The organism is Microcystis sp. T1-4 (assembly GCF_000297435.1).
GTDB lineage: Bacteria > Cyanobacteriota > Cyanobacteriia > Cyanobacteriales > Microcystaceae > Microcystis.
In genome coordinates, this window is sequence record NZ_CAIP01000155.1 from 38,058 (window position 1) to 49,420 (window position 11,363).

At 39.5% G+C, this 11,363-nt stretch carries 14 protein-coding genes and 4 pseudogenes; 7 read left to right on the forward strand and 11 right to left on the reverse strand.

The genetic code is table 11. The features are described 5' to 3' along the window. Positions 1–67: 67 nt before the first annotated feature. Positions 68–652: an AlbA family DNA-binding domain-containing protein gene (locus tag MICAI_RS27030; protein ID WP_008200917.1), complete on the reverse strand. Its 585-nt coding sequence runs from the start codon at positions 650–652 to the stop codon at positions 68–70. 219 nt (positions 653–871) lie between these two features. Here MICAI_RS27030 and MICAI_RS23615 point away from each other — a divergent pair. Next, positions 872–1,073, forward strand: a pseudogene (locus MICAI_RS23615) (helix-turn-helix domain-containing protein); the annotation flags it as partial. After that, complete coding sequence (cdd, locus tag MICAI_RS09505) at positions 1,072–1,479, forward strand: cytidine deaminase (RefSeq protein ID WP_008200919.1); 408 nt, start codon at positions 1,072–1,074, stop codon at positions 1,477–1,479. The pseudogene MICAI_RS23615 and the gene cdd, both read left to right, overlap by 2 nt. A gap of 36 nt (positions 1,480–1,515) precedes the next feature. On the opposite strand, the gene MICAI_RS09510 is transcribed toward cdd, so the two are convergent. From MICAI_RS09510 to MICAI_RS09525, 5 genes and pseudogenes are all read right to left on the reverse strand, one after another. After that, a complete protein-coding gene (locus MICAI_RS09510) occupies positions 1,516–2,355 on the reverse strand; it encodes an AbiJ-NTD4 domain-containing protein (RefSeq protein WP_039899915.1) in 840 nt (279 codons plus the stop codon). 421 nt (positions 2,356–2,776) lie between these two features. After that, positions 2,777–3,196 carry a type II toxin-antitoxin system VapC family toxin gene (locus MICAI_RS09515; RefSeq protein WP_008200920.1) on the reverse strand — a complete coding sequence of 140 codons (420 nt, stop codon included), beginning with the start codon at positions 3,194–3,196 and terminating at the stop codon, positions 2,777–2,779. Beyond that, a complete protein-coding gene (locus tag MICAI_RS27830) occupies positions 3,193–3,408 on the reverse strand; it encodes a hypothetical protein (RefSeq protein ID WP_024970209.1) in 216 nt (71 codons plus the stop codon). Before MICAI_RS27830 ends, MICAI_RS09515 begins: the two co-directional genes overlap by 4 nt. A 57-nt stretch (positions 3,409–3,465) precedes the next feature. Then, positions 3,466–3,549 (reverse strand): annotated as a pseudogene (locus MICAI_RS27835) (hypothetical protein); the annotation flags it as partial. A 227-nt stretch (positions 3,550–3,776) separates the two neighbouring features. Further along, complete coding sequence (locus MICAI_RS09525) at positions 3,777–5,042, reverse strand: YcjF family protein (RefSeq protein WP_008200923.1); 1,266 nt, start codon at positions 5,040–5,042, stop codon at positions 3,777–3,779. 58 nt (positions 5,043–5,100) lie between these two features. Between MICAI_RS09525 and MICAI_RS09530 the strand changes: the two genes are divergently transcribed. Further along, the gene (locus MICAI_RS09530; RefSeq protein ID WP_008200924.1) at positions 5,101–6,276 is read left to right on the forward strand and encodes a DUF4336 domain-containing protein; all 1,176 of its coding nucleotides are present in this window, start codon (positions 5,101–5,103) and stop codon (positions 6,274–6,276) included. 58 nt (positions 6,277–6,334) lie between these two features. Then, positions 6,335–6,643, forward strand: a complete 309-nt coding sequence (locus MICAI_RS09535; RefSeq protein WP_008200926.1) for a hypothetical protein — start codon at positions 6,335–6,337, stop codon at positions 6,641–6,643. Positions 6,644–6,858: 215 nt separating this feature from the next. Here the strand turns inward: MICAI_RS09535 and MICAI_RS09540 are convergent, their stop codons facing one another. From MICAI_RS09540 to MICAI_RS27575, 4 genes are all read right to left on the reverse strand, one after another. Then, positions 6,859–7,995: an amino acid ABC transporter permease gene (locus tag MICAI_RS09540; RefSeq protein WP_008200927.1), complete on the reverse strand. Its 1,137-nt coding sequence runs from the start codon at positions 7,993–7,995 to the stop codon at positions 6,859–6,861. Between the two features lie 279 nt (positions 7,996–8,274). Then, a complete protein-coding gene (gene psaK, locus MICAI_RS09545) occupies positions 8,275–8,541 on the reverse strand; it encodes a photosystem I reaction center subunit PsaK (RefSeq protein WP_002760753.1) in 267 nt (88 codons plus the stop codon). 144 nt (positions 8,542–8,685) lie between these two features. Then, the gene (gene rpmB / locus MICAI_RS09550; RefSeq protein WP_004160843.1) at positions 8,686–8,922 is read right to left on the reverse strand and encodes a 50S ribosomal protein L28; all 237 of its coding nucleotides are present in this window, start codon (positions 8,920–8,922) and stop codon (positions 8,686–8,688) included. A 239-nt stretch (positions 8,923–9,161) separates the two neighbouring features. Next, positions 9,162–9,275 carry a DUF29 family protein gene (locus tag MICAI_RS27575; RefSeq protein WP_255348754.1) on the reverse strand — a complete coding sequence of 38 codons (114 nt, stop codon included), beginning with the start codon at positions 9,273–9,275 and terminating at the stop codon, positions 9,162–9,164. 239 nt (positions 9,276–9,514) lie between these two features. Between MICAI_RS27575 and MICAI_RS25335 the strand changes: the two are divergent. From MICAI_RS25335 to MICAI_RS09565, 3 genes and pseudogenes are all read left to right on the forward strand, one after another. After that, positions 9,515–9,712, forward strand: a pseudogene (locus tag MICAI_RS25335) (transposase); the annotation flags it as partial. 114 nt (positions 9,713–9,826) lie between these two features. Next, positions 9,827–10,015, forward strand: a complete 189-nt coding sequence (locus MICAI_RS25340) for a BrnA antitoxin family protein (protein WP_232306172.1) — start codon at positions 9,827–9,829, stop codon at positions 10,013–10,015. A 296-nt stretch (positions 10,016–10,311) separates the two neighbouring features. Beyond that, a complete protein-coding gene (locus tag MICAI_RS09565; RefSeq protein WP_008200934.1) occupies positions 10,312–10,551 on the forward strand; it encodes a type II toxin-antitoxin system HicB family antitoxin in 240 nt (79 codons plus the stop codon). 586 nt (positions 10,552–11,137) lie between these two features. On the opposite strand, the pseudogene MICAI_RS27040 reads toward MICAI_RS09565, so the two are convergent. Then, positions 11,138–11,363 (reverse strand): annotated as a pseudogene (locus MICAI_RS27040) (IS1634 family transposase); the annotation flags it as partial.

Consider the following 11,363-nt stretch of genomic DNA (forward strand, 5'->3'; position numbering starts at 1 on the left):
CTACAGTTAATCCTTCTTTGCTAGAATTTCTATCTCGTCGCCATCCTCCTAACTGATGGAGTAATTGTTAATCATTGTATGCTAACCAAGGATGATCGGGTTCGCGATTGCTGAACCGTTGGCGAAATACTTTCAGAGTATCAGGATCAATATCGTTGAGATTAAAATTATCTAAAACTTGAAAATCTTGAGGTTCATTGCTGGCATCGCGAAACATTTGCTCTATTTCCTCCTTATGACAGCGATAATCTCCCTCATAATTTCGCTTATATGTACCAGTCATTGGGTTATTGTTAATATATACAGGACGCTGAGTTCGGGTAGCTCTAGGAATATGAATAATGAGAAGCTGATATTCATTAATCTTTTTTACTTCTACGTCTGAATTAGAACAGATAGATATATTCAGTTTTTGTCGGTTGTTGTGGTTATCCCAAAACTCTTGTTGAAGATTTTTAGGGTTACGCACTCCTGTAATTTCTAATCTAGGTTTCTTTTCGCTAACACCCAAAATAATGTAACCGCCATCGGTATTAGCGAAAGCTGAAAGAGTTTCCCAAATGTCTTTTGGCAAGCCTCCCTCGGCTGATTTAAACTCATATTCTTGGTCTTCTCCAATATCAATTTGCTGCAGTATTGTGTCAATTTCCATGCTAAAATTCGGCGATAAATTTATGGATGCAGTTTTTGCGGTGAAAATGAGCAACTAGGCTGAGTTCTAGGTCGGCTAAAACTCTGAGACTATCGTCGGCTGAAAGTTCGATGTAGAAGTCATGGTAAAAGATACTTAAACAAAACTGATCTTAAATCGCCAATTCAAAAATGAAACGCACGACTCCTTAAGAGTTGACAGAGAAAGGCTCATGAGGTATTGTCCGATCAATGCAACAACAAATCCCAAAAACTAAGCCACCAACACCTTAACATAGAACAAAGAAACTTGCTCTACCAACCTAGTCAAGAGGGAAATTTATCTCAACGGCAAATGGCCGTCTTGCTCGGATGTCATCAAAGCACGACCAAAGGGATAATTAAGAAGTAATCAAAGTTGCCTCGGATGCTATCTAGCCGATGACCCTATCTGAACAAGAAAGACAACAACTCTGTGACACTGCTCGGGAAGTGGCGAAACTTTCCTATTCTCCCTATTCCCGTTTTCGCGTGGGGGCAGCGGTCTTGACAAATAAAAAGATTTATGCTGGTACTAATGTGGAGAACGCTAGTTATGGCTTGAGTTTATGCGCGGAAAGGGCAACTTTAGCGCAAATAATCGCGGCAGGCGATCGAGAAGTACGGGCGATCGCTATAGCCTGTATCGATGGGGTGGACAAGGATGATATTAGTCAGTTAACTCCCTGCGGAGCCTGTCGTCAATGGATAGCCGAATTAGCGCCGCAAGCAGAGATTATTATCTGTGGAACCCAGCAAAATTATCGTTTTAATCTCTCGGATTTACTGCCTTTTTCCTTTCGTTTTTAACTGTGGGTAAAGTATAGGGTTTAAGGTACTACAACGCTATCGCCTTGAGGCACTTTTGGCTATGAGGTAATTAATGTATGCTGAACAAACCGAAAGCATAAATACGGCAACATCTTTTGTTGCGGCGCTATGATCAATCAGTGCATGGCGTATTCCCGATTCATCGCTTGTGTATCCATATAACTTGGACAAAGCCTCCTTTAGAACAGGATGAAGATACCCGATTTCTTCAATTTTCTTGATTGATTTCCCAAGTGTAGCTTTTGGATCACCCGTAAAGTCTCTACAGGCAGATTCAACCGCAGATATAGATTCTTTTATTGAATTACGATAATCTGGGTCTTCTCTATCGTAAAGAAATCTAACGGATGTTGTTATATGTGTGGCAGCACCAGCAAACCGATTTTGGTTTGCCGCATTTTCAATAGAATCTATTGTATGTTCATCAATTAAGTCTGCTACCTTTCCATCAACAATTCTATAGCCACAGTTGTCTCGTTCCATAACACTGTTCATAAATTCGGTCATACCCCTAACTATGTTTTCGTCCTTTTCATCAAAAGAATATATCAGGCATTCGATGAAATCGTAAACCTCGTACCACTTAAACTGGAAAAAACGCTCACGGATAAATTCAACAAGTTTAGGCCAAGAAGTTGGGCATTCATCAAGTGGCATCTTAAAATAATTATGCCATAACCGCCTTAAGACAATCACATGGCTACAATTGCCTTTCTGGACGTAGTACAAAGAACCCGGTTCTACAAATTTTAATGATATAGCAGACCATAACCCATTACGCAATCCCCTATCCATAGAATCTATCTGGACAGGAACCTCCGTCGGTTGAATATTTTTTCGTTGTGAAAATGTCATTGTGTTCTTTTTGGATAATTTTGTCCCCTAACTATTAATTCAATTATAGCAATTCTCATCCTGTTGAAGTACCAAGTCTCTTGTTTGAGAAAACAGGGAACAGAGAAAAAGGAGTGAGAAATCAATAGTTTAAGTGAGGTTATATCATGATACTGGTAAACTCTCTGGGTAGATTAAAAAGACAGGGTGAGCGTATCTCAAACGCTATTGACAATTGGCCAATTTTGTGAGTCGCTTGCTGTGTAGGCATTTCAAGTAATACCAGTCAATCATAAAAGTTACGAACTCGACCCATTTGGTCGATTATTGCTTAACAATTGAGATGGCAAATTATAATCAAATATGCCTGAATTGTCCTCTGGGTAAGCAACCTCAATAAACTTCATTTTGTCAAGGATTGTCAAGATGCACTTACCCTAGATTAGAGAAACCAATTTTCAATCACTAAACCCTGAAAATCTTTAAAATCGTCAACATTATTGGTAACTAAAGTCAAATTGTTGGTAAAAGCAATAGACGCTATTTGAGCATCGACAAAGGCAGGACTCTTACCAACTTTAGATAACCTTGCCCTTTCCCGTGCGTGATATTGGGCTGATTTTAAGTCATAATCGAATAAAGGTAGATTGGCTAAAATAACATTATTTACATAATCTTCTAGGTCTTGGCGTTTTTTGGACAAAGGAAGTCGAAAACAACCAAATAATAGCTCATGGATAACCAGAGTAGCTGTGGCTATTTCCCGTTTAGATAACCTGAGCTTTGTCATGACCTTCTGATTAGGTTGAGGTCGTTTAGCCTCTGACAAAACATTAGTATCTAGTAAATACTTGAGAGTCATAAATGAACATCTCTCCCCGTTGACTTGTCCCGTAAATTATCAAAAGTATCATCATCAAGACTTGCCAAATCTACCCTTTGCCTAAAATCTTGCAAGGCTGACCAAAAATCATTAACCTCTCTAATTTCTACTAATATCTCTTCATTATCGGGAAAATCAACTTCCTCTAATAACTCAATAATTTTGCCTTTTTTAATTCCTTTAACTAACATAATATCAACTCCTTCTAAATGATCTGTATCGTAGAATTCAACATAGAGAGAATCATCAAAAATAGTTTTTGCTTCCTCAATTGAGACTTCGTGCTTTGATAGATTGCGTTCTGCCTTATTTTTATCCCAGTCAAACTGCATAAAGCCATTATACTGCTACTCACTGAAACTGATGGCACATTTTTGATATGTTTTGTCTATTACTTGAACGGGATATATTCAACTGTATTGAACCATAGATCTGGTTGAAAAGCCCAAGTAAATTTCCAGTGGGGCTAAAGCTGACGAATATTACTAAAATCTCGCTAACTTGAAGATATGCTACTTGTCTTAGGCTGCTTCATCTCCAACACTTAAGGGGCTAATAACTACATTTTATCTTCCCCCGTGGCGACATTTTTAAATCTTTCTTGGGCAGCAGAAAAAGCCTCTTTCATCACCCTTTGAATCCTCTTAGGATCGGGTTTTTTACCCCCCATTAAATCGCCAAAATAGACACAAGCGCCCTCTCCTAGGGCCCAGGTATAGGCAGCGGACCAAGAAGCGGCGATAACACTGCCAAAACCGGGGATAAATTTCACCAATTCCCGGCCGATGGCCTGGGCTAAAAAGCCGCCAGCGATCGCACTGACGACTCCACCGGCTTGGGATGGAGTTAAGACTTGACCGTATAATTTGCCTAAAACCCCCACCATTGACACTTGTAGGGCGGTTAACACTGGCATAGTCGCTAAGGGTAAGGGAATCGCCGCCAAGGTTCCCGCTATGACAGAAAAGGCCAACATATAGCGTCGGGCCACGTCCCGATAGAGATGGCCTAATTTATTGCTGGTTTCCCGGTCCAAAAGTTGGTGGATGGTGTTAGCCTCGGCTTTTGGCAATAAATCGGCTAAATTGTCCCTAAATGCCTCTAAACCGTAAAAAACGGGGTTATAACCGTCTTCCTCTAGGGTGAAATCTATCAGCACAGAATTGTCGTATAAATCCTTAAAAGTTTCTTTAATTTCTTGATAGGCGCGATTGATATCCTCGAAATCGGGAGGATAAGGGGGATGATCAACGGTATTAGGAGGATAAAGCTGATGAAGACAGGTGACAGCCAGTAAACAGGGGATTTTAGGATATTTTTGCCGCAATTGTCTGGTAATTTCCAGAAGGCTATCGGTGGCAAAATCATTAATTTTTACCGTCACGATAAAAACTTGGGCGCGTCCCGTGTTTTCGCTTAAATCTGCCAATAATTCCGCGATTACTGTGTCTGTGTGTTGATAGGCATCCCCTAACCCCACCGTATCGGTAAAAATCAACAGGGGTAAGTCTTCCGCTGGGTAGGAGTAGCGCTGGGTGTTTTGGGTGTGGGGACGGAAACCTTGCCCGACTATTTCCGCCGAAACTCCCGTTATTCCCCTAATAATCGCACTTTTTCCCGCTTGCGGTTTGCCGATTAACAGCGCTTCGGTGGTGGGTAATTCTTGACGGACTTTTTCTAAAATTTCCGCCACTTGAGTGTCACTAACACTAAACCATTGCAGGACAGTATTAGTCAACTGGTCGATGGGGAGTCTTTTCATCACTTCCCCCGTGAGACTATTCCAAGTATTGACCAAAGAATCAATGGGCAGTTTATCAGTCATGGGGATTAGAAGGGTTTATGATAACTAAAATAGAAATTTTCAGCGATAGAATCAGACGATGACAAAAGCCGCAATTAGTCCGCAAGATTTATCATGGCCTTTTTGGCCAATTGTACCACTTTATCCCTATGGTCAAAGACGGACAATTCGCCAAGAAGTGGTGAAAGATACGCTCTGGACATTTGAGCAATTGCAGGGTATTTTCTATGTGGTTGTGCCGATTCGCATGACGGTAATTAAGTTAGCATCCGGGGGTTTATTTGTTTATGCACCAGTGGCCCCGACTCCGGAATGTATTCGCTTAATGCGTGAGTTGGAAAATGAACACGGGGAAGTTAAATATATTATTTTGCCGACGATTTCTGGGATTGAACATAAGGTTTTTGTCGGTCCTTTTGCCCGTTATTTTCCTAAGGCTATAGTTTATGTTGCTCCTAATCAATGGAGTTTTCCTCTTAATTTACCTTTGAGTTGGTTGGGTTTACCAGCAAAACGAACGGAAATTTTACCCTCTGACTCGGCAACCACTCCTTTAGCAAAAGATTTTAGTTATGAAATCTTACCCGCAATCGATCTGAATGTGGGATACTTTTCGGAAGTGGCTTTTTTTCATCACTACTCTCAAACTCTGCTGCTGACCGATGGCATTATTTCTATCCCAGAAAATCCTCCCGCTATTTTAGAATTAGACCCCTATCCGCTGCTGTTTCACGCTAAAAATAGTGCTAAGGATCTGGTGGAGGATACTCCAGAAAATCGCCGTCGGGGTTGGCAGAGAATTTGTCTTTTTGCTCTTTATTTTCAACCTCCTGTTTTAGCTGTTCCCAATTGGATTAATGTGTTTCGAGATGCTTTTAATGCTAAGGAAAGGAGTAAAAAAGCCTATTTTGGTTTATTCCCTTTTCAATGGGGTGATGATTGGCAAAGGACTTTTTTAAATTTGCGTCAAGAGGGGAGGTTAATAGTCGCGCCAATTTTGCAAACTTTGATTCTTAATCGCAATACTGACGAGGTGAGTCAATGGGTTGAGAGAATTTGCCAATGGCCGATTAAACAGGTTATTCCTTGTCATTTTGCTAGTCCAATTCAAGCTGATAGTCAAGAGTTTCAGCAGGCTTTTTCTTTCTTGTCAAAAGATTCTTATTTACCTAAAGATGACTTAGAATGTTTAGAAAATATTGATAGTTTTTTAGTGCGCTGGCGATTGACTCCTCCCCCCGATAAAAAATTGTAATTTATGGCTAAGAACTGCTATAATATATGCAGTTGTTCGTTGATTGCTAATTAAGGTTATGCAAATTCCCGAAAATCACAGTAATGATGACATCAGAGAAGCGTTGATTCAATTAAGTGATGAAGTTAGTGATTTGCAAGAAAAATTCAGCCAATCACAAGACGCATTCAGTAAGTGGCGAGATGAAATAGGACAAAAAATTGATCGCATAGATTATAAATTTGATGCCTATCAAAAAGGTACAGATGGTATGGTGAGAATGGCTACTACTATCATCATTGCCACCGCTTCTGTGGTGGTTTTATCTAGTCTTAGTCCTGCGGTGACAGCAATTATCACCGCTTTATATTCTGCTAATGCTCATTAGACCTCTTGTAAAAATCAAAATTCGTATTGTTGTTAGGGTTAGGAGTCAGTAGCCAGTAATCAGTAGTCAGGAGAATTAAGAATGAATAATAATCAATTAAATGGTCTATTTACAGATTTTAGGCAATAATCCTTATTTTTTTCGTTTTTGAACCATCAAAAATTAATTATGCAAGAGGTTTATTAATTAATTTATCACTAAATTCCGGTGCGTTACTACCTTTCCTGAATTTTTACCCGTTGGTTTAATTGATTCATAGCCAGAGAAATCACCAGATTAAAGAATAAATAGGTGGCCATAACTACTATTAACATCTCTACAGCTTTTCCTGTCTGATTAGCGATGGTACTAGAGATAGCATAAATATCATTATAACCAATAGCGATCGCTAAACTAGAGTTTTTAACAAGGTTTAAACATTCATTAGTTAAAGGAGGAATAATCACTGGCAAAGCTTGGGGAAAAATCACTAATCTCATCACTAATAAAGGTTTTAATCCCAAGGCTTTAGCTGCTTCCCATTGTCCCAGATTAACCGATTGAATCCCCCCCCGTACCGTTTCCGCAATAAAGGCAGCTGTATAAACAGTTAAACCGATTAAGAGGGTGGCAAACTCGGAAGAAAGATGTAAACCAAAGTCAATATTTTGATTAAGAGGATTAACTTGGGGACTTTGCCATTGTAAACCCCAGATTAGAGGAATTATAGCTAGGATTAGTAGGCTAGTTATACATAAACCAAGTTTATTTTTTAGGTATGAAAATACTGAGATAATTATTCCTAAAATAATGACAGCAAAGGTTAACCATGTCCTGAAACTATTAGCGGGAAAAGGTAAATAGACTCCTGAGTTATTTAAAAACACCCTGCCAAAAAACTCTAGAGAGTCCTCAATCTTCGGCAGTTTCAGAAATACGGCAAAATACCAGAAAAATAATTGTAATAATAGAGGAGTATTGCGAATAGTTTCCACATAAATTGTTGCTAACTGACGAATTAACCAATTATCCGACAAGCGACCTAACCCGATGACTATTCCCAGACTAATCGCCAAAAATATGCCAGTAATCATAATGCGGAGGGAATTAAGCAATCCCACCAAAAGAGCGCGAAAATAGGTATCGGTGGGACTGTAGGCAATAGGAGAGTCACCAATAGCAAAAGAGGCTGGTCGGTCGGGATCAAAGAGAAAGCCAAAGCCAAAACTTAAGCGTAGGCGTTGGAAATTAATCACTAAATTGCGACCAAAAAACCAGAAAATTAGACAGACAATTAGCAGGATAATTACCTGTAGAAAAATCTTCTGAAATCGCTCATCGTACCAAAAAGAATTTTTTTGAGGTAAAGTCATAATGGGTGCATCTCAATTTGGTCGAAATATCTATATTACATTTGGGCGCACGCAGTTCGATAAACTCACTGACCACGATGCGCCCCTACCATTGGCGCGATAATATTATTGTAGGGGCGAATGGCATTCGCCCTCTTTTAATAACTTCTGCTGCTCACCAATATGTGAGAGAAAGTCACAAAGATAAGATGCACCCAGTCATATTTATTGTATAGTCCAGAATTTTTCACAAAAGAAATCGGTGACTTTTGGCCACCGATTGAGAAAATCAAAACATATTTAGATAACTCCCAGACGGGAAAGACCGAGGATGACACCAGCGCCGAGGACATGACCAAAACTGGTAGTACCCAGTAAAGCGCCTAATCCCATACCACCGAATAAAGCGGGGGAAGGTAAAGCAGGACCGACATTTTGTTGTTGAATAGTCGCTTTACCGAAAGCAATAGCGAGAATATTGCAGATAATCATGACAATCGCCACTTTGGGACTCCATTCGCTGGAACCTTGCACGGCGGTGGCGGCCATTAATAGGGTTGAATACATTGAAATTCTCCTGAACAGGTCGTTTTAAGTTTTTAATCTTAAAGGTAGTTTTCACCCCACATCACGCCCTGTTGCAATACTTAATAATCAAAAGCACAGGAGTCAACGATACGGCCGATTTGTCTCCACTTATGAACTACTAAATTAGTACAAATTCAAGTTTAAGCCTACTTCTCTAGCGAAGACGGCTAATCCTTTCTTTTCAATGGTTTTGATAGCTTTGGTGGAGAGGCGTAGTTTTACCCAACGGTTGCCTTCCGACCACCAAACTCTTTTCCATTGCAGGTTAGCTTCTTGTAATTTTTTGGTGCGACGGTGGGAGTGGGACACTGCATAGGCGTTATTGGCCTTTTTCCCCGTCATAGTACAGACTCTAGACATAATTTGCTCCTGTGCGATCGATGTTTGTCAATAGTCAACCTTTCTAGTTTAACTCAAATCTCGCCAGATTATGCTTTGACGATCAATTGTACCATAAAAAAATTATGCAAAAGGGATTTTTTTGATAATTATGACTCTTTCAGACAGCCTTGCTACCTCACTCCCAAAAATCAGTCGTTAAAATCCTCTGCCAATCCCTCCCATAGGGCCATTCCTCCAGAAAAGACAGCGCCTTATATTCACCGTTTTTGCGAAATGCCTAACGCCTCTACCTCCTCAATCAAATGCTCCCAATCCAAACTAGCAAAATCTCTTGCTTTCAGTTGTTTAACCGTTTGCTCCACCCAAAGCAAAATATCCTCTTAGTAAAGTGATGTAACCATTTGTCTTTGCCAAAATTAATCACGTCTTTTTAGTATAGTTTAGTCCACCCAACAGTAAATCCTCTGCCTAAAAATCAGGCAAAAATTTTATCAATGATCGCACCTTAACTAATGAGAAGATAAGGGATAAGTCGGTTGATTAGGGTTTTTATGGTAATTCTTGAAGCTATGAGGTACAATGGGGAGCAAATAGACAAATAATAGAACTCGAAGGAAACTGTCTGATCATGGATAACGCCAAGATTCATCTCGAAGAAATGGCCAGAGAAATAATCGAACAAGAACAAGCTAGACTCATCTATTTACCTCCTTATTCTCCCGAATTCTCTCCTATTGAAAACTTTTGTTCAAAAGTCACAGCGATGTTAAGAAAACTGAAGGCGAGAACTTACAAAAAAGAAATCAAAGCATTCGTCTCATATCAGCCAGAAAAGCCAATGAACGGGAGAGAAAACCCTATGAGCAACCCTGAATTTTCCCTTGATATGCCTCTTAAAGAGCGACAAGAGAAATTTATGCAAATGTCCGATGAGGATATTGATTATTCAGATATTCCTCCCCTAGATGATGAATTTTTCAAGAATGCTAAACTGGTTAAACCAAATCCACAAACAGAGCAAATTAGTATCAGGTTGGATTCAGAAATCCTTGAGTGGTTTAAGAATCATGCTCAAGAAAAGAGCTATCACGTCCTGATTAATGATCTATGAGGACCCTGCGTCAAACATCAATCGCAATAGCCGATTATCTACCGAGTAAAGAACCTCAAAGGAATGATTTCTTTCATCATCAACCGGTTTCTTCTTTCTTGATTGTTTGTGGTAGTCCTAAAGGCTGAACTTGATAATAATCATAATTATAGGCGCTCACACTTTTCAATTATCAACAATAAAACAGCGATCGCCTTTTTCCAAAAATATCAACCGCAATCGCTTTGGGAAAAGATATTTTATACTAAGCCAGTTATTGCTTAGAATGAAGCATATAACTAAATGGAGTAACAGTAATGTTAGTTTGCTACGCTTTAAGTGATTATATCCAAGAAGCTCTGACTATTTCCCAAATTGAACAGTTAGAAGATGCTAGTTATGTTGGTACAATTCCTAACTGTCAAGGGATCATTGCTTTTGGAAATACTTTTGCAGAGTGTCAGGTTGAGTTACGTTCTACCCTGGAGGATTGGGTTTTATTGGGATTAAAGTTAGGTCATACTTTGCCTGTCATTGCAGGAATTGATTATCAATAGGGAGCATCTCATTTATGCAAGTGAGTAATTATACTTGTCCCTAAAACTGGTTTCTAGCAAGGCTTTTAAAATAGCTTGACATAAAACCTGATTTAGAGGTTACAAAGGTGAGATGCTCCCCATCAATACATGAAAAAAGTGTTCTTTTTGAATCGATTGGCGGGGGGATTGGCTTTTGGCAAAGCCTCCAGAAATTGAGCAAGCGGGAGTTAACGATCTCGATGGTTTGGAGGTGTGGGGTGGCCTAGCAGATGCGACTCCTGATGATGCTGATGTGTACTCTTTGCTGGGAGGTCCCCTCATTAACGGTACGAGAACGTCATTATGGTACTACAACGGTAGTGTAACCCACATTCCGCACTTTATGATTAAGTCGCAATAATGCCACCAAGAAAAACTGATTGAACGACAAAATTTGTTGAGATTGTAGAATTTTTACATCTGACTTCACCAAAAATAATTTGACAGAAGCAAGAGTCGCTCAAGTTAGACATGGTTAAACTAAAGTGTCCTAACTTATTAGACACTTTTCGGGGAAAAAGTTTTTTCTGGAATTGGCTTAAACTGAATTTGTCCAATTTGATTCTCAACTTACTCGGTAGTAATTTTGGCAATAAATCGAAAAATATTGAAGAATATCAAGAATCTCGTCAGTTAAATTACTGATGTGGCTTTGAGCATTAATCTTCACTAAGTGAATTCCCTGTAAAACCTGAAATATCCATCTCAAAGTTGGTTTATCTGTGGCTTTACCAAGTTGATTTTTGACTTTTCCTCCTTTCCTTTCCTTTCCTTTCCTTTCTAGTTCCCCT